This is a genomic window from Corynebacterium sp. A21 (assembly GCF_052266655.1).
Classification (GTDB): Bacteria; Actinomycetota; Actinomycetes; order Mycobacteriales; family Mycobacteriaceae; genus Corynebacterium.
The window spans coordinates 55,468-73,182 of sequence record NZ_JBQPQY010000005.1; the positions used below are offsets into that span (position 1 = coordinate 55,468).

Sequence of the window (17,715 nt, forward strand, 5' to 3'; positions counted from 1 at the left end):
GCGCTGTGGGTTCGGCCAATTCGAGGGGTGGCTTGTACATTATGTAGGTCATCAGCCCGGGACCAGTGTTCCCGCAGGAATATGTCTGTAGGCCCGGCGAATTGTGGAAGGAAGCATGCACGCTCGAAGATCCCGTGGCCTGGTTGCCCTCTCAGTGATCCTGGCCACCGGCCTGGGCCTCGCTGCCTGTACTACTTCCGGTGCCCCGGAGAAGGACCCGGACCCGGTGCCCACCCAGGTGATCGAATCGATCAAGGAGGAGCCGGTGACCTACCAGCTCGATGAGATCGCCACCCGGGTTTCCGATGAATTAGACACCGAGGTCGGCATCACCGTCTTTGACGCTGAGGGCGTGCAGCAGGCAGGTACCCTGCTTTCCGGGGCAGCCTGGTCTTCGATCAAGGTACCGCTGGCGCTGGCCGCGATCCGCAACGATGAGGAGACCATCCCGCTGCTGCAGGCGGCGATCGAGTTCTCCGATAACGACGCCGCCGAGCTGCTCTGGGAATCCCTCGGCGATGACCGTACTGCCCGGGAGAAGGTGGAGGAAGTGCTACAGGAGGCCGGGGACGAGATCACCGTCGTCGACGGCGACCACTTCGACGAGAACTCCCGTGGCTTCGGCGACACCGAATGGCTCCCCGCCGCCCAGGCGAAGTTCGCCTCCCAACTGCGCTGTATGGAAGGTTCCGAACCCCTGCTGGAATCCATGGGCACTATCACCGAGGAACAACGCTATGGCCTGGGGCAGGTGACGGGTGCCATTTATAAGGGTGGCTGGGGACCGGATGAAAACACCGGGGATTACCTGGTCCGGCAATTCGGGCTGCTGCCGGTCGAGGCCGGCGAAGTCGGGGTGGCCATTCTGGTCAAACCGGAGGACGGTACCTATGAAACCGGGCAGCTGGCGCTGACCCGCTTGGCGGAGGCACTCGCCAAGGCGCTGGTCGACGCCGCTCCCACCGCCTGCTGATTATCGGCCCGGGCAGCTTCCCACCTCACGGTGGACCCGATAGCTGGCTATTCTGGGAGTCATTATGAGCTTCCAGAACCAGTTCGCTCCGCAACCTGCATTGAGGACCTCGCGGTCCGCCACGCTGCGGACACAGATCAAGAATCATTTCGGCACCGGCCTGCTCTACGCTATCGCCTATGTGGTGGTGATCTGGGCGGTCCACCTGGTCAACACCGCCCTGGGAGGGCTGCCGACCTACTTCGGTATCCACCCGCTGGACCTCTCCTCGATCTGGCATATCTTCACCTCACCGTTGCTGCACGCCAACTTCGAGCACCTGATCTCAAATACGCTGCCTGGCGCGATCTTCTGTTTCCTCATCGGAATATCCGGACACCGGGTGTTCTGGGAGGTCACCACCATTGTGATGCTGGTGGCTGGCGTAGGTACCTGGATTTTCGGCGGCATCGGCACCAACCACATCGGTGCCTCCGGGATGGTCTACGGCTGGCTAGGTTATCTGCTGATCCGCGGAATCTTCAACCGCAGCTTCTCGCAGATCCTCCTTGGCGTGCTCCTGGGGATGGCCTACTCGGGCTATGTTTTCGGAGTGATGCCGGGAACCCCAGGTATCTCCTGGCAGGCACACCTCTTCGGCGCGATCGGCGGCCTGGGGGCAGGCACCTTCATCACCTCTGATGACCCGAAGGAACTCCGGGCGAAGCGACAGCAGAAAGCCCTGGCGAAGAAGCGGACATAAGCCATGCTGGCATGCTGGCTAAAGCGAAGGAACACCTCCCCACTCACACGTGAGCGTGGAGGTGTTCTGCGGTATTAACCAGGTGGGTTAGTGGGCGAAGGAAACGGAAACCTCATCGAGGGCGGCAACCTCAACCTCGGCGAGCTGCAGCTCCGGAGCAGCCATCAGAGCAGGGAGCTGCTCGGGGGAGGAAACCGAGGCGATCGGGGCGGTGATGCCCTTAGCCAGTGCCCATGCCAGGGCGACCGTGCTCGGCTCGGCGTCATGGGCCGCGGCGATCTCAACCAGCTTGTCGACGACCGCGAAACCCTCCTCGGTGGCGTAGCCGCCGAGGAAACCCTCACGGGCCGCACCGGAGAGATCCCCAGCCTGGCGGTACTTACCGGTCAGCATGCCGGAGGCCAGGGAGAAGTAGGGGAAGACCGCGGCATTGAATTCTGCGGCGATCGGGGCGTAACTCTGCTTGAGGTCAGCGCGGTGCAGCAGGTTGTACTGCGGCTGCAGCGCGACCGGCAGTGCCGGGGTGTGCTGGGCTGCCTCGAAGAATTCCCAGGTCCGGGCCGGGGAGTGGTTGGATAGCGCCAAGTGGCGGATGCGACCGGATTCGATCAGCTCGACGGCCACCGCCACCTGATCGGCGATGGCGGTGTTCTCATCGTCGTGGTGGAAGTAGTACAGGTCGATGGTTTCCACACCGAGGCGGGCGCGGGAAGCGTCGACCGCGGCGAAGACGGTCTCGCGGGACAGGCCGTTGTGCGGCTCCAAGGCACCGCCCTTGGTGGCGACGATGACCTTGCCGTAGGCGTTGCGTTCCTTGAGCCACTCGCCGATCAGGGCCTCGGACTCGCCACCGCGGTGACCGGGGACCCAGACGGAGTACATGTCGGCGGTATCGATGAAGTTGCCGCCGGCGGCAGTGAAGGCATCAAGCACGGCAAAGGTGGTCTCCCGGTTGGAGGTCCAGCCGAAGGTGTTGCCACCGAGGTTCAGCGGGAAGACCTCGAAGTTGGTGCGCGGGATGCGGATGGTGCTCATCGGTGGTTCCTCCACGGATATCGTGTTTTCTTTCGGGAATCCACCCTAAGCCACAAAGCTTGATGCTGCAGTTAATCGGCTGTGGGTGATCATAATCCAATGTAACTGATAGGCGGAACACCCTCCCGCAATGCATCACACTTCAATTAACCCGTTATGATGCTCTGATATGAGTGAGGAATCGGTGAAGTGGTTAAACGAGGTTGAAGCAGAAACCTGGCTGAATGTCTGGTCTATGCATGTCTGGCTGCCAAACCGGCTGGATGCGCAGTTGAAGAAAGATTTCGGGATCAGCCATTATGACTACTTTGCGATGGCTCAGATCTCCATGGCGCCGGATGCCAAGCTGCGGATGAGTGAACTGGCGGCGGTGTCTGACATGACCCTGTCCCATCTCTCCCGGGTGGTCACCCGGCTGGAGAAGCAGGGCTGGGTGGAGCGCACCCCGGATCCGGATGACGGCCGTTCCACCCTGGCGGAGCTGACCGAGGCCGGCTGGGAGATCGTCCGTGCAGCCGCCCCGGATCATGTCGCCGAGGTGCGTCGCCGGGTCTTCGACAATCTCAGTGAAGAAGAAGTAGCACAGCTGAACCGGATCTCCCGGAAGATCGTTGATGCCCTCGACCCGCCGAGGAAGCCCCGTGCCTGAGGACAGGAGAACAGGCTTCCCAGGCCTGATCCCGGGGACCCCGGCTGATCCGGCCGCCCCGATCGGCATCTTCGATTCGGGGGTCGGTGGACTGACGGTGGCGCGCACCATCATGGACCAGTTGCCGAATGAATCGGTCATCTACCTCGGTGATACCGCCAACGGCCCCTATGGTCCGCTGCCGATCGCCGAAGTCCGCCAGCATGCCACCCGCATCGCCGATGAACTTGTCGAACGTGGCTGCAAGATGCTCGTCATCGCCTGCAACACCGCCTCCGCGGCGTTCCTGCGCGATGCTCGGGAGCGTTATGAGGTCCCCGTGGTCGAGGTCATCCAGCCAGCGGTGCGCCGGGCAGTCTCCACCACCCGCAACGGCAAAATCGGTGTCATCGGCACCGAAGGCACCATCAAGTCCGGCGCCTACCAGGACATGTTCGGTGCCAATCCCAATGTGCAGGTCCACGCCCGGGCCTGCCCCAGCTTCGTGGACTTCGTGGAGCGCGGCATCACCTCCGGCCGACAGATCCTCGGCGTGGCCGAAGCCTATGTCGAACCGCTGCAGGCCGCCGGCGTCGATACGCTTGTGCTGGGCTGCACCCACTATCCGCTGCTCTCAGGCGTGATCCAGCTGGCCATCGGAGACAACGTCACGCTGGTCTCCTCGGCGGAGGAATCAGCCAAGGACGTGCTGCGTGAGCTCAGCCTGCGTGACTTGCTCGCCGCGCCGACGGAAGCGGGACCCACCCGGATTTTCGAGTCCACGGGCGATCCTGAACTCTTTGAAAAACTGGCCACCCGGTTCCTGGGGCCGAGTGTCCCGCATGCCGTGAGATCATCCGTCCGCTAGCACCGCAGTGCCCGCTGCCACTGCGGTGTCGTTAAGCAAGACGCCCAAAAGCGGGCCTGTGACCTGCGCCGGGTCAGTGCCTGCGGAGATTTTCAGTCTCTCTTTGCTGTGTTTCGGTCGAGAAAAGCTGGGATCCATGGCAAAGTGAGCGCATGAAGTTGACCATCATCGGCAGCTCCGGAAGCGTGGGTGCACCAGAAAACCCAGCCTCCGGATATCTCATTTCCGTGGATAATTCCCCCGCCATCCTCATGGATATCGGTCCGGGAGCCCTCGCCGGCCTGCAGAAGTTACAGGACCCCGCAGACTGCCACCTGGTGCTCTCCCACCTGCACGCCGATCACTGCCTGGATTTTCCCTCCTTGTTAGTCTGGCGGCGCTTCCACCCCACGCATTCGGCAGCCGGGCGCAAGCTCTTCTTCGGCCCAGCGGATTCTCCCGCGCGGCTCGGCCGACTCAGCGCCGACCATCCGGAGGGAATCGATGATTTCAGTGACACCTTCGCTTTCAGCGCCTGGGAACATGGGCGGACCGAGATCCTCGATCGCGTGAGCATCACCCCCTATTCCGTGGTGCACCCGATCGAGGCTTTTGGTTTCCGATTGGTGGAGCACACCACAAATAAGGTGCTGGCCTATTCCGGTGACAGCGCCTACACCGACGCCCTCGTCGATTGCGCCAAGGACGCCGATGTCTTCCTCTGTGAGGCGACCTGGGGCGATGGCACCCAGCCGCAGCCGCCGCAGATGCACATGTGCGGTGCCGAGGCTGGCCGTATCGCGCGGCTGGCCGGGGTGAAGAAGCTGGTGCTCGTCCACATCCCGCCGTGGGGCGATCCGGAGGGCGCGCTGCGCTCGGCCCGTAAGGAATTCGACGGCCCCGTCGAACTGGGCCCGGCCGGGATGGAGATTGAATTCTAGCCCCGGCGCTGAGCAACACCCCGTGACCCCGGATTTCCGTGGGTCCGTCCGGGTGCGCCGAGCAGGTCGGGGGAGCCGGCTGCCACTAAGCTGACAGCCATGACTTCAACTACTGCCATCTTCACCCGTGCTGACGGCCGCGCCCAGGACCAGATGCGCACCGTCAAGATCACCCGCGGGTTCACCTCGAACCCGGCTGGCTCCGTGCTCGTCGAATTCGGTAATACCCGCGTCATGTGCACCGCCTCTGTCGAACTCGGCGTCCCGCGTTTCAAGCGGGACTCCGGTGAGGGCTGGTTGACCGCCGAGTACGCCATGCTGCCCTCCTCCACCCACGAGCGCATGCCCCGGGAATCCATGCGTGGCAAGGTCAAGGGCCGCACCCATGAGATCTCCCGCATGATCGGCCGCAGCCTCCGCGCAGCAGTCGACCTGTCCGAGCTTGGCGAGAACACCATCAACATCGACTGCGATGTCCTCCAGGCCGATGGTGGCACCCGCACCGCCGCCATCACCGGTGCCTATGTCGCCCTGGCTGATGCGATCGCCGTGCTCAAGAAGCGTGGCGTGGTCCCCGGCAACCCGCTGCAGCCCCCGGTGGCCGCCGTCTCCGTCGGCATCATCGACGGCCATGTCTGCCTGGACCTGCCCTATGAGGAGGACTCCCGCGCCGATGTGGACATGAATGTCGTCATGACCGAGTCCGGCCGCTTCGTTGAGCTCCAGGGCACCGGGGAGAATGACACCTTCGACCGCACCCAGCTCGGTGAGATCCTCGATGTCGCCGCCAAGGGCTGCAATGAGCTCATTGCCGCGCAGCGGGCCGCCCTGGACCAGGCACTCTGATGCAGCTGCTGGTCGCCTCAAACAACGCCAAGAAACTCCGGGAACTGCAGCGCATCCTCGATGCCGCCGGCATCACCGGTGTGGAACTTCTGCCGCTGTCCGCGGTCGCCGCCTATGAGGAACCCGTGGAGAACGGGCGCACCTTCGCCGACAACGCCCTGATCAAGGCACGAGCCGGTGCCGCGAACACCGGTTTGGCGACGATCGCCGATGATTCCGGCCTGTGCGTGGATGAACTATCCGGCATGCCCGGTGTGCTCTCCGCACGGTGGTCCGGCAAGCACGGTGATGATCAGGCCAACAATGACCTCCTCCTCGCCCAGCTCGGTGATGTCCCCGCTTCACGTCGTGGGGCGGGCTTCGTCTCCGTCTGCGCGCTGGTGACCCCCACCGGTCAGGAATTCGTGGCCGAAGGGGAGTGGCGTGGTCATCTGCTGCGCGAACCGGTCGGGGAGAACGGCTTCGGCTATGATCCGCTCTTCGTCCCGATGGAAGAATCCCTGATCGAGGGGGCTGGCCGGACCTCGGCGCAGTTGAGCGCGGCGGAGAAGGATGCGCTCTCCCATCGTGGGAAGGCTTTGCAGCAGCTGGTAGGCAAGATCGCCGAGTTGGCTGCCGCGTCCTGATTCACCCGGACCTTGATCCCGGGGGAAAACGGCAAACGGCCGGGGGAGGCAGACTGTCTGGTCTGCGGCCCCCGGCCGTTATTTCGCTCCGGACCTGTTGTGGGTCCGGCAGTTAATGCCGGACCTTTAAGGTCGCTCTTCTAAGGCTGGGCGAGCTGGAACTTCTCGCTGACCTCACGGCGACGGTTCTTCTCCACGACAAAGGAGAGGAAAGGCACTACACCGGAGATAGCGGTGGTGGCCCAACGGGCCGGATCCCAACGGGCCTTCAGCCCCAAGTTCAGGGTACAGATCAGGTAGATCATGTAGGCCCAGCCATGGAAGATCGCCACGAAGGTAGCCCAGCTAGGCAGCTCGATCTTCAGGACATACTCCATGATCATGCGGATACACAGCAGGATCAGGAAAATACCGGTGATCCAGGCGGTGCCGGAGAAGAGGTTCAGCGCCAGGCGCACCCGCTTCTTCCGCTCGGGATGGACCTGTGGTGCGGTGACAGTGGACTGCTGGGACATCAGTGGCTTTCCTTAGATCCGTCGGCGGAGCGGGCGTTCCCGCCATCTGCTGCGCCACGGCGCGGGGTATTCAGTGCATTGAAAGTGTCTACGTCGATGGTGGGACGCGGTGGGAGGAAATCCTCATCAATGGAGGTGGTCTTCTCCTCGAAGATGCGCTTATCCGCCTCATAGAGGGTGTTGATATCGCCGGCCTCGTTCTGTGCGTCAATCATCTCATTCTCGTACTTCAGCCACATCCGGTAGGCCACGACGAAGAAACCACCGAAGAGCGGCCACTGAAATGCGTAGCCGAGGTTCTGGAAAGTGCCGGAACCCTCCTGAAATCGTGACCACTGCCAATACGCAAGAGAGACACAGGCGACCACGGCGATGGCGAGGAAGACGATGTGGGAGACCCGCACCTTCTTTCGATCCCTGAGGTTACCGTTGTTTTCACTCACGCCCTTAGGATACCCAAGTACCCCCGGAAAGCGGATTCGCGCTCAATGGTGGTGACGAAGTACACTTTCTAATCGTTAAGCGCCCGTGGCGGAATTGGCAGACGCGCTGGATTTAGGTTCCAGTGTCTTAGGACGTGGGAGTTCAAGTCTCCCCGGGCGCACTACATATACCCGGTTAGTATCGCCGGGTCGATGGCCGGTCTCAATGACCGGCCATTCTGCTTTTCGGCCTGAGGATCGGGGACCAAGGGCGCCGGTGTCTCCAGGACAGAGTGAAGGGTAGGTCTCGAGGATCGGCCGAATGCCCTCAGAATTCATCTAATTCGCCCGATCCTCGAGACCTACCCTTCATGCTCCCCGTAATAGACCAGCGCCCACCGGCACCGTCCGGCAGGAGTACTCGGTCGGGGCTCTTCTATAAGCGTCGGCAACAGTGCGGTTCTTCTTCGTAACACCAGGGGTGTCCCCGGCGTCCTGTGGACTGTCAGTGTGGCCGCCGGGCAGTGATGCCTACTACTCTGGGCGCCATGAGCATCTCGAACTCATTCGACGCCTGGCTTGAGGAACGTGGTCTGACCCCCATTGTTGAGGTCGTTCCGGACCATTCTTGCCAGGAATTCCTGCCCGCCGATGGTGTGATACTTGTCCCTGCGGATGGGATCAGTGGAAAATCCCACACTTCACTGGGGGAGACTATCGAACTCCTCAGGGAGCTTCTGGCTTAGTGGCCCAGCCTGCGAAAAGTTCTGAACTCCCACCTTAGAAAGTGTTACATCCCCACTTCAGGGGGCACAAAACTTCCCGGAAAACATGCCCAGAACATGTCACGACACGACCCTGCCGATACCAAAAGATGACGCTTTCCTCATGATTTTGTGGCATATTTGGCAGACGAAACTTCAGGGCACTTCTCTGCCTTGGGTTAGACATGAAACGTTGGAAACACAGGAGCGAGCTTCACGTGACCGAATACAGCACCAACCTCGGGTTGGACCGTCTCATCAACCGCTTCGACAGCGAGCCCTTCGCACTGGCTTTCGCCGGGCAGGGTTATGACTGGCTGAAGACGCTGCGCGTCGCAGTCGCGGCCGGCAGCGGCTCCCTTGTCGCTGCTGTGGTCGAGGAGGCAGCACAGAAGCTTGTCGCCGTCGCCGATGAACTGGCGGGCACCCGCCCGCACGGCTTCGATCCCGTTACCTGGGCCCGCGAAGAGACGGACCCCGGCTTTGATACCGCCCAGGCCGCGATCAGTGTCCCGGGTATCTTCACCTCCCAGCTCGCCACCGGCGAATCCCTGAAGCGTCAGGGGCTGGACCTGAGCCAGGCTGTCGCCGCCATCGGTCATTCCCAGGGCGTCCTGGGTGCCGCCTGGCAGCAGGAGCGCGGCACTGCCGCTGAGGTCATGGCCATCGCCGAGCTCATCGGTGCCGCCATCACCCGCACCTCGCGTATTACGGGTCTGATCCAGCAGGGCGATTCCGCCCCGATGATCGCCATCTCCGGGATCACCCGCGAGCAGCTTGAAGCGGTCATCGCCGCAGTCTGCGCTGAGGTTCCGGAGGAAATCCGCCCGGTCGTCGGCCTGCGTAACGGCCGTGAGGCTTTTGTCCTGGTGGGCCGCCCGCACGATAACGAGAACGTTATCGCTGCGCTGAGCAAGCTGGCCGCCCGAGACGCGAAGAAGATCGAGAACAAGGAGCGTGGCGGACAGCCCTTCGCCCCGAAGTTCTCCCCGCTCAACGTGCAGACCGCTTTCCACCACCCGGCGATGAATGCCGCGGTGGAGCAGACCGTCACCTGGGCGACCGCTGCTGGCCTGAATGGTGAGCTCGCCCGCGAGCTCGCCGAGCAGGTCCTGACCTCCTTCGTGGACTGGCCTGCTGAGGTTGATTCCGCAGTGGAGTCCGGCGCCCGTTGGATCTTGGAGATGGGACCGGATGGCGGCGTCGATCCGTTGACCTCCCGCATCGTCGCCGGTCGCGGCGTCGGTACGCTCGTGGTCTGTGGCACCGAGGGGCAGGCGACGCTTTTCGACGCCGGTCTCGCACCCGCACTGCCCGTCGATTTCGCCGACTTCGCCCCGCGTATCGAGGAGCGTGACGGCCAGACCCGGCTGGTCACCCGTTTCACTGAGCTGACCGATTACTCGCCGATGATGCTCGCCGGCATGACACCGACCACGGTGGATCCGGCGATTGTCGCCGCAGCCGCCAACGCCGGTAACTGGGCTGAGCTCGCCGGTGGTGGCCAGGTCACCCCGGGCATCCTCGAGGAGAACCTCGACCGGCTCACCGAGATGCTGGACCCGGGTGTCAACGCCCAGTTCAACACCATGTTCCTCAACCCCGAGTTGTGGCGCATGCAGGTCGAGGGCAAGCGTCTGATCCCCAAGGCCCGTGCCAATGGTGCCCCGATCGACGGCATCGTCATCTCCGCCGGCATGCCCGCCCAGGATGAGGCCGTGGCCCTGGTCAAGGAGCTGCGCGATGCCGGTTTCCCCTGGATCTCCTTCAAGCCGGGTGCCGTCAAGCAGATCAAGAGCGTTCTCAAGGTCGCCGCTGCGGTCCCGGACATCCCGATCATCGCCCAGGTTGAGGGCGGCAAGGCCGGTGGACACCACTCCTGGGAGGATCTCGATGACCTCCTGATCAACACCTACGCGCAGATCCGAGCACACGATAACGTGATCCTCGCGGTCGGCGGCGGCATCGGCACCCCCGAGCGTGCCGCTGACTACATCACCGGTACCTGGGCTGAGGCCTACGGCCTGCCCGCCATGCCGGTCGATGCCATCATGATCGGCACCGCCGCCATGGCCACCAAGGAGTCCACCGCCTCCGAGGCCGTCAAGCAGGCCCTGGTTGAGACCAAGGGCATTGAGGGCTGGGTCGCCGCCGGCGGCGCCGCCGAGGGGATGGCTTCGGGCCGTTCCCAGCTGGGCGCGGACATCCACGAGATCGACAACTCCTTCGCCAAGGCTGGCCGACTTCTCGACGAGGTCGCCGGTGACGTTGAAGCAGTAGCCGCCCGCCGCCAGGAGATCATCGAGGCGATCGCCAAGACCGCCAAGCCTTACTTCGGTGAGCTCGAGGAGTTCACCTACCAGCAGTGGCTGGAGCGCTACCTGGAGCTGTCCGGCCCCTACCAGGGCCAGTGGACCGACGCCTCCTGGTTCAAGCGTTTCACCACCCTGCTGGACCGGGTCGAGGCCCGCCTGAGCGAGGTCGACCACGGTGAGTTCACCCCGCTGGTCTCCCTGGACATCGAGCAGGATCCGACCGCGGCCATCAAGGCCATCGTCGAGAACTACCCGATCGCCGCCACTGAGCTGGTGCACCCGGCGGATGCCTCCTGGTTCGTCAACACCCTGCTGCGCAACCCGGGCAAGCCGGCCAACTTCGTGCCGGTCATCGATAAGGATGTCCGCCGCTGGTGGCGTTCCGACTCACTGTGGCAGGCCCACGATGAGCGCTACACCGCAGACCAGGTCTGCATCATCCCCGGTACCGCCGCTGTCGAGGGCATCACCATCGCCAACGAGCCGGTCGCCGACCTGCTGGCGCGCTTCAACCAGGCTTCCGTCGAGCGTCTCGAGACTGAGGGCGAAGCCCCGGTTGAGACCGAAGCCACCGTTGTTGAGCGCGTGCTCTCCGCCACTGGCACCTACTGGGCTGGCCGTCACGCCACCTCCTTCACCCAGCGTCTGGGACAGCCGGAGGCCTGGGTCCTGGGAGAAGACAACCAGTCCGCCACCCACGCACCCACCGGTGCTGTGCTGGCAACCGAGGATGCCGAGCACGCTGTGCTCACCGTCCCGCTGGCCGGTTCCACCGCCTTCGGTACCGTCACCGAACTCAACATCCGTTTCACCCTGCCCACCGACGCCGTGATCAGCGCCGTCCCGCAGGTCACCCAGGCTGATGCCGAGGTGGCCATGGCCGAGCTGACCCGCGTGGCAGCCGGCGGCGAGCTGGCACCGGTCAAGGACGGCGTCGCCTCCTGGACCACCACCCTCGATGCCGGCGTTGCCGCGGACTACGACAACGTGACCATCGGTCACCTGCCGACCGCTATCGCCGCGCGTACCACCGCTCCCGACGTCCTGGTCGGGCGCGCCTGGCCAGCCGTGTTCGCCGCCGTGAACTCCGCGATCATCCCTGGCACGGATTCCGCTTCCGTGGTCGAGGGCATGCTCTCCCTGGTCCACCTCGAGCACCACATCACCATGCTCGATGAGCTGCCGAACCTGAACAACGGTCCGGTGGAGCTCAAGGTCACCGCCACCGCTGATGAGGTCTCCGACACCGACATGGGTCGGCTGGTCGTCGTCCGCGCGAAGATCGCCGTGGGCCGATCCCAGCTGGCCACCCTTTCCGAGCGTTTCGCCATCCGCGGCCGCAACGGCAACACCACCGCGCGTACCAACACCTCGGCACTGCCCTCAGTCGTGGACACCCCGCGCAGCTTCCGTTCGCACGCCAAGGTCACCGCACCTTCGAGCATGCGTCCCTTCGCTGTCGTCTCCGGTGACCGCAACCCGATCCACGTCTCCGAGGTAGCTGCCGGCCTGGCCGGTCTGCCGGGTGTGATCGTGCACGGTATGTGGACCTCTGCGATCGGTGAACTGATCGCCGGCGGCGGCTTCGCCGAGGAGGGGACCGGTACCACCGCCCCCTCCGCGGTCGTCGAGTACACCGCCACCATGCTGGCCCCGGTCCTGCCGGGAGAGACCATCGAGTTCAACGTCGAACGCGCCGGGGTGGATGACCGCCCGGGCCGCGGCGAGGTCCGCACCGTCACCGCCTCGGTCAACGGCAACCTGGTCCTGACCGCCACCGCGGTCATGGCCTCCCCGAAGACCTTCTACGCCTTCCCGGGACAGGGCATCCAGTCCCAGGGGATGGGCATGGATTCCCGCGCCTCCTCCGCCGCGGCCCGCGATGTCTGGGAGCGTGCTGACAAGCACACCCGTACCAAACTGGGCTTCTCCGTTCTGGAGATCGTCCAGAACAACCCGACCGAGGTCTGGGTCGACGGCGAGCGCTTCCACCACCCGGACGGGGTCCTCTTCCTGACCCAGTTCACCCAGGTCGCCATGGCCACCCTCGGGGTCGCCCAGATCGCTGAGATGGATGAGGCTTCCGCGCTTAACCAGCGGGCCTTCTTCGCCGGCCACTCCGTCGGTGAGTACAACGCCCTGGCTGCGTACTCCGGCGTGCTGACCCTGGAGTCGGTCGTGGAGATCGTCTACCGCCGCGGACTGACCATGCACCGCCTGGTCGACCGTGACGCCAACGGCAACTCCAACTACGGTCTCGGTGCCCTGCGCCCGCATAAGATCGGCATCAAGGTCAATGATGTTGAGGCCAAGCCGGTCCACGACTTCATCAATGAAGTGTCCCAGGCCTCCGGCGAGTTCCTGGAGATTGTCAACCACAACCTGTTGGGCAAGCAGTACGCCATCGCCGGTACCCGCAAGGGCTTGGCTGCGCTGGCCGCCGAATCCGAGAAGCGTGGCCCGGGGCAGCGTGCCCTGGTCATGATCCCGGGTATCGACGTCCCCTTCCACTCCTCGCACCTGCGTGATGGGGTGGGCGACTTCCGCGCGCACCTGGATTCCCTGCTGCCGCATGAGTTTGACCTGGACGTCCTGGTCGGCCGCTACATCCCGAACCTGGTGGCCCGTCCCTTCGAGCTCTCCCGTGACTTCATCGAGGACATGCTCAAGGTCGCTGAGTCGGAGCTGCTGCGCGATCTCCTGGACAACTTCGAGGAGCGCGCCAAGAATGAGGTGGCGCTCGCCCGTATCATTCTCATCGAGCTGCTGGCCTGGCAGTTCGCTTCCCCGGTCCGCTGGATCGAGACCCAGGATCTGCTGATCCGCGCCACCGAAAAGGGTGGCCTGGGTGTCGAGCGCTTCGTCGAGGTTGGCGTCGGTGCCGCCCCGACCCTGGCCAACATGATGGGCGGCACCCTGGCGCTGCCGAAGTACCATGATGCCGATCTTGAGGTCTTCAACGTCGAGCGTGAGCGCGCGATCGTCTTTGCCACCGATGAAGTGGTACGCGAGGTCGCCGAGGAGGTTTCCGAGGCTCCGGCTGAGGCCGCCGCCCAGGCGACTGAAGCTGCGGCCCCGGCCGCCACCGAGGCTCCGGCCGCTCCGGCGCCGGCTGCCGGTGGTGCCCGCCCCGCGGACATCTCCTTCACCCCCTCGGATGCCACCGAGATGCTCATCGCGGTGTGGACCAAGGTCCGCCCGGATCAGATGGGTGCCACCGATTCCATCGAGACCCTCGTCGAGGGTGTCTCCTCCCGCCGTAACCAGCTGCTGCTGGACCTGGGCGTGGAGTTCGGTCTCGGCGCCATCGACGGTGCCGCTGATGCTGAGATCGGTGACCTGAAGGTCACCGTCTCCAAGATGGCCAAGGGCTACAAGGCCTTCGGTCCGGTGCTGGGCGATTCCGCCGCTGACGCGCTGCGTCGCATCACCGGCCCGACCGGCAAGAAGCCGAACTATATCGCCGAGCGGGTCACCGGCACCTGGGAGCTGGGACAGGGCTGGGCCGACCACGTCGTCGCCGAGGTTGTCATCGGTTCCCGTGAGGGTGCCTCCCTGCGCGGTGGCGAGCTGGCTTCCCTGGCTCCGGCCGCGCCGGGTAATGCCGGTGAGCTGGATGCGCTGATCGACGCCGCCGTCCAGGCCGTCGCCGCCAAGCAGGGGGTGGGCGTGGCCCTGCCGTCTGCCGGTGGCGGCGCCGGGGGAGTCGTTGACTCCGCCGCCCTGGGCGAGTTCGCTGAGCAGGTCACCGGTAAGGCCGGTGTGCTGGCCGCCACCGCGCGGACCATCCTCCAGCAGCTGGGTCTGGACAGCATCGACTACACCACCGGTTTCGAGGATGAGGATGCTGACGCAGCCCTCTACGACCTCGTCTCCCGCGAGCTGGGTTCGGACTGGCCCCGCCAGGTCGCTCCCTCCTTCGACGCCAACCGCGCCGTGCTTCTCGACGACCGTTGGGCCTCGGCCCGTGAGGACCTCACCCGCGTTTCCCTGGGCGAGCTGGCCGCCGAAGATATCGATGTCACCGGCACCGGCGAGGTCGTCGCAAAGCAGGCCGAGTTCCTCGGTCTGCCGGAGCTGGCCGCCGCGGCCCGGGAGATCCCGAAGCTGGCCTATGCCAAGGATGTCGCCGTGGTTACCGGTGCCTCCCCGAAGTCGATCGCCGCGGCGGTCACCGAGGAGCTGCTGGCCGGCGGTGCCACCGTCGTGGTCACCACCTCCAACCTGAACCATAAGCGTCTGACCTTCTACAAGGAGCTCTACGCCGGCGCTGCCAAGGGCAACGCCGCACTGTGGATCATCCCGGCGAACCTGTCCTCCTACGCTGATCTGGATGCCGTCATCGAGTGGGTCGGCTCCGATCAGTCCGCCACCGTCAACGGTCAGAAGAAGATCACCAAGAAGGCCTTCATCCCGACCCTGCTGTTCCCGTTCGCCGCACCGCGCGTGCAGGGAACCCTGGCGGATGCTGGCCCGCAGGCCGAGTCCCAGATGCGTCTGCTGCTCTGGGCCGTTGAGCGCCTGGTGGCCGGACTGTCCGAGCTGGGTGGCGATGTCAACGTCGGTCACCGCCTGCACGTGGTTCTCCCGGGCTCCCCGAACCGTGGCCGCTTCGGTGGCGACGGTGCCTACGGCGAGTCCAAGGCCGCCCTTGATGCGCTAGTCACCCGCTGGCACGCCGAGACCGTCTGGGGCGATCGCACCTCCCTGGTGCACGCCCTGATCGGTTGGGTCCGCGGCACCGGCCTGATGGGCGGCAACGACCCGATGGTCGAGATCGTCGAGGCCAAGGGTGTCCGCACCTACGCCACCAACGAGATCGCCGAGCTGCTCGTTGGCCAGGCTTCCGCCGAGATCCGTACGCAGGCCGCTTCGGCACCTGTGGTGGTCGACTTCACCGGTGGTCTGGGCGAGGCTGACATCAACCTCGCTGAAATGGCCCGGGAAGCTGCTGCCCAGGAACCTGCCGCACCGGCCGAAAAGGTCGAGGAGCCGCGCACCATCGCGGCCCTGCCGACCCCGTACCGCCGTCTGAACCAGACCACCCCGGAGTTCTCCGGTCAGGTCTCCCAGTCCCTGGCGGACATGGCCGTCATCGTCGGCGTCGGCGAGCTGGGCCCCTACGGCTCCGCCCGTACCCGCTTCGATGCCGAGCTCAACGGCGACCTTTCCGCCGCCGGTGTCACCGAGTTGGCCTGGACCATGGGTCTGATCCACTGGGACACCGACCCGAAGCCGTCCTGGTATGACGCCGAGGACAATGAGATCCTCGAAGAGGAGATCTTCGAGCGCTTCCACGATGAGGTGCTGTCCAAGGTGGGTGTGCGTCGCTTCCACGACGATTTCCACATGGTCAACAACCTCGCACCGGAGCTGACCACCGTCTACCTCGATCGCGACCTGAGCTTCAACGTGGCCGATAAGGCTACCGCGAAGACCTTCGTGGACTCCGAGCCGGACAACACCTCCGCCTACTTTGACGCTGAAGCGGAGGAGTGGACCGTGGTCCGCCACGCCGGTTCCGCAATCCGCGTGCCGCGCCGCATGGCGATGTCCCGCTTCGTCGGCGGCCAGATCCCCGAGGGCTTCGACCCGGCTGTCTACGGCATCCCGGCCGACATGATCGACAACCTCGATCGCCTGGCACTGTGGAACCTGGTCTGCACCGTAGACGCTTTCCTCTCCTCCGGTTTCAGCCCGGCCGAGCTGCTCGCCGGACTGCACCCGGCACGGGTGTCCTCCACCCAGGGCACCGGTATGGGTGGCGTGGAATCCATGCGCTCGCTCTACATCGACGGTCTGCTGGCTGAGCCGCGTGCCAACGACATCCTGCAGGAAGCACTGCCGAACGTCGTCGCCGCACACGTCATGCAGTCCTACGTCGGTGGCTACGGACAGATGATTCACCCGGTCGCAGCCTGCGCCACCGCCGCGGTTTCCGTGGAAGAGGCCATGGACAAGATCCGCGTGGGCAAGGCTGACTTCGTGGTCGCCGGTGGCCTGGATGACCTCTCCACCGAGGGCATCACCGGCTTCGGTGACATGGCTGCCACCGCTGATTCCGCCGAGCTCGAGGGCAAGGGCGTGGAGCACCGCTTCTTCTCCCGCGCCAACGACCGTCGTCGTGCCGGCTTCATCGAGTCCGAGGGCGGCGGCACCATCTTGGTCGCCCGGGCCTCTCTCGCCGCTGAGTTGGGCCTGCCGGTCCTGGGTGTGCTGGGCTTCGCCGAGTCCTTCGCCGACGGTGCCCACACCTCCATCCCGGCGCCGGGTCTGGGTGCCCTGTCCGCCGCCCGCGGTGGCATGGACTCCCGCCTGGCACAGTCGCTGGCCGCAGTCGGTGTCGGTGTCGATGAGATCTCGATCCTCTCCAAGCACGACACCTCCACCAACGCCAATGACCCGAACGAGTCCGACCTGCACGAGCGCATCGCCGCCTCGATGGGTCGTACCGATGGCAACCCGCTCTACATCGTCTCCCAGAAGTCGCTGACCGGCCACCCCAAGGGTGGCGCCGCAGCCTTCCAGATGGCCGGCCTGCTGCAGGTGCTGCGCTCCGGGCAGGTCCCGGCGAACCGCTCGCTGGACTGTGTCGATCCGGTGCTGGCCCACCACGAGCACCTGGTCTGGCTGCGCAAGCCGCTGGACCTGGCGGCCAAGGCACCGAAGGCCGGCCTGATCACCTCGCTGGGCTTCGGCCACGTCTCCGCGCTGGTTGCCCTGGTTCACCCGGGTGCCTTCGTGGAGGCCCTGCGTACCGAGCGTGGCGAAGACGTCGCCGCCGCATGGCAGCAGCGCGCCGAGCAGCGTGAGGAAGCTGGCCTGCGCCGCATCGTTTCCGGCATGCTGGGCACCACCGCGCTCTACGAGCGTCCGACCGACCGTAACCTCGGTGGCACCGGCGTCGCCGTCAAGGAGCGCGAAGCAGCCATCCTGCTGGATGAGGATGCCCGCCTGCGTGACGGGGTCCTCCGCACCGGTGCTGAGCTGAAGTAGGTTTTCAGCTGCTCTTCCATGACTGGTTGCCGGGTTTTCCCGGCTGATTGAGGGTTAGTTCAAGG

Annotated in this window: 12 protein-coding genes and 1 tRNA gene; 10 read left to right on the plus strand and 3 right to left on the minus strand. The window is 64.8% G+C overall.

Annotated features, from left to right (window positions below):
* Window positions 1-115: 115 nt before the first annotated feature.
* Together ACTU46_RS09720 and ACTU46_RS09725 are read left to right on the plus strand one after the other, a co-directional pair.
* Window positions 116-973, plus strand: coding sequence for a hypothetical protein (locus ACTU46_RS09720; protein WP_443381369.1), 858 nt, complete (start codon window positions 116-118; stop codon window positions 971-973).
* A gap of 64 nt (window positions 974-1,037) precedes the next feature.
* A complete protein-coding gene (locus tag ACTU46_RS09725) occupies window positions 1,038-1,715 on the plus strand; it encodes a rhomboid family intramembrane serine protease (RefSeq protein ID WP_443381370.1) in 678 nt (225 codons plus the stop codon).
* Between the two features lie 87 nt (window positions 1,716-1,802).
* Here ACTU46_RS09725 and ACTU46_RS09730 read toward each other — a convergent pair whose 3' ends face one another.
* Window positions 1,803-2,750 carry an aldo/keto reductase gene (locus tag ACTU46_RS09730; RefSeq protein ID WP_443381372.1) on the minus strand — a complete coding sequence of 316 codons (948 nt, stop codon included), beginning with the start codon at window positions 2,748-2,750 and terminating at the stop codon, window positions 1,803-1,805.
* Window positions 2,751-2,919: 169 nt separating this feature from the next.
* Here ACTU46_RS09730 and ACTU46_RS09735 point away from each other — a divergent pair, with 169 nt between their 5' ends.
* The 5 genes from ACTU46_RS09735 (at window position 2,920) to ACTU46_RS09755 (ending at window position 6,638) form a co-directional block, all read left to right on the plus strand.
* The gene (locus tag ACTU46_RS09735) at window positions 2,920-3,399 is read left to right on the plus strand and encodes a MarR family winged helix-turn-helix transcriptional regulator (RefSeq protein ID WP_443381374.1); all 480 of its coding nucleotides are present in this window, start codon (window positions 2,920-2,922) and stop codon (window positions 3,397-3,399) included.
* 25 nt (window positions 3,400-3,424) lie between these two features.
* Window positions 3,425-4,246 (plus strand): glutamate racemase, encoded by an 822-nt coding sequence (gene murI / locus ACTU46_RS09740; RefSeq protein ID WP_443381526.1) that lies wholly within the window; start codon window positions 3,425-3,427, stop codon window positions 4,244-4,246.
* Between the two features lie 152 nt (window positions 4,247-4,398).
* The gene (locus ACTU46_RS09745; RefSeq protein WP_443381376.1) at window positions 4,399-5,166 is read left to right on the plus strand and encodes an MBL fold metallo-hydrolase; all 768 of its coding nucleotides are present in this window, start codon (window positions 4,399-4,401) and stop codon (window positions 5,164-5,166) included.
* A gap of 99 nt (window positions 5,167-5,265) precedes the next feature.
* Window positions 5,266-6,012 carry a ribonuclease PH gene (rph, locus tag ACTU46_RS09750; RefSeq protein ID WP_443381378.1) on the plus strand — a complete coding sequence of 249 codons (747 nt, stop codon included), beginning with the start codon at window positions 5,266-5,268 and terminating at the stop codon, window positions 6,010-6,012.
* Window positions 6,012-6,638: a non-canonical purine NTP pyrophosphatase gene (locus tag ACTU46_RS09755; RefSeq protein ID WP_443381380.1), complete on the plus strand. Its 627-nt coding sequence runs from the start codon at window positions 6,012-6,014 to the stop codon at window positions 6,636-6,638. Before rph ends, ACTU46_RS09755 begins: the two co-directional genes overlap by 1 nt.
* 140 nt (window positions 6,639-6,778) lie before the next feature.
* On the opposite strand, the gene ACTU46_RS09760 is transcribed toward ACTU46_RS09755, so the two are convergent.
* Together ACTU46_RS09760 and ACTU46_RS09765 are read right to left on the minus strand one after the other, a co-directional pair.
* On the minus strand, window positions 6,779-7,153 hold the full coding sequence (locus ACTU46_RS09760) for a DUF3817 domain-containing protein (RefSeq protein ID WP_443381382.1): 375 nt from the start codon (window positions 7,151-7,153) through the stop codon (window positions 6,779-6,781).
* A complete protein-coding gene (locus ACTU46_RS09765; protein WP_443381384.1) occupies window positions 7,153-7,596 on the minus strand; it encodes a hypothetical protein in 444 nt (147 codons plus the stop codon). The genes ACTU46_RS09760 and ACTU46_RS09765 overlap by 1 nt, the downstream gene beginning before the upstream one ends.
* Window positions 7,597-7,675: 79 nt before the next feature.
* On the opposite strand from ACTU46_RS09765, the gene ACTU46_RS09770 reads away from it, so the two are divergent.
* The 3 genes from ACTU46_RS09770 (at window position 7,676) to ACTU46_RS09780 (ending at window position 17,650) form a co-directional block, all read left to right on the plus strand.
* Window positions 7,676-7,757, plus strand: a tRNA-Leu gene (locus tag ACTU46_RS09770).
* A 366-nt stretch (window positions 7,758-8,123) separates the two neighbouring features.
* Window positions 8,124-8,321, plus strand: coding sequence for a hypothetical protein (locus tag ACTU46_RS09775; protein ID WP_443381386.1), 198 nt, complete (start codon window positions 8,124-8,126; stop codon window positions 8,319-8,321).
* Window positions 8,322-8,557: 236 nt separating this feature from the next.
* A complete protein-coding gene (locus tag ACTU46_RS09780; protein WP_443381387.1) occupies window positions 8,558-17,650 on the plus strand; it encodes a fatty acid synthase subunit beta domain-containing protein in 9,093 nt (3,030 codons plus the stop codon).
* Window positions 17,651-17,715 lie beyond the last annotated feature (65 nt).

Excerpts from the sequence above, each read along its gene's own strand:
- ACTU46_RS09730 (WP_443381372.1), bottom strand. The coding sequence starts at position 2,750 with ATGAGCACCATCCGCATCCCGCGCACCAACTTCGAGGTCTTCCCGCTG.
- ACTU46_RS09725 (WP_443381370.1), top strand. The coding sequence starts at position 1,038 with ATGAGCTTCCAGAACCAGTTCGCTCCGCAACCTGCATTGAGGACCTCG.
- ACTU46_RS09760 (WP_443381382.1), bottom strand. The coding sequence starts at position 7,153 with ATGTCCCAGCAGTCCACTGTCACCGCACCACAGGTCCATCCCGAGCGG.
- ACTU46_RS09720 (WP_443381369.1), top strand. The coding sequence starts at position 116 with ATGCACGCTCGAAGATCCCGTGGCCTGGTTGCCCTCTCAGTGATCCTG.
- ACTU46_RS09735 (WP_443381374.1), top strand. The coding sequence starts at position 2,920 with ATGAGTGAGGAATCGGTGAAGTGGTTAAACGAGGTTGAAGCAGAAACC.
- ACTU46_RS09745 (WP_443381376.1), top strand. The coding sequence starts at position 4,399 with ATGAAGTTGACCATCATCGGCAGCTCCGGAAGCGTGGGTGCACCAGAA.
- ACTU46_RS09775 (WP_443381386.1), top strand. The coding sequence starts at position 8,124 with ATGAGCATCTCGAACTCATTCGACGCCTGGCTTGAGGAACGTGGTCTG.
- rph (WP_443381378.1), top strand. The coding sequence starts at position 5,266 with ATGACTTCAACTACTGCCATCTTCACCCGTGCTGACGGCCGCGCCCAG.
- ACTU46_RS09755 (WP_443381380.1), top strand. The coding sequence starts at position 6,012 with ATGCAGCTGCTGGTCGCCTCAAACAACGCCAAGAAACTCCGGGAACTG.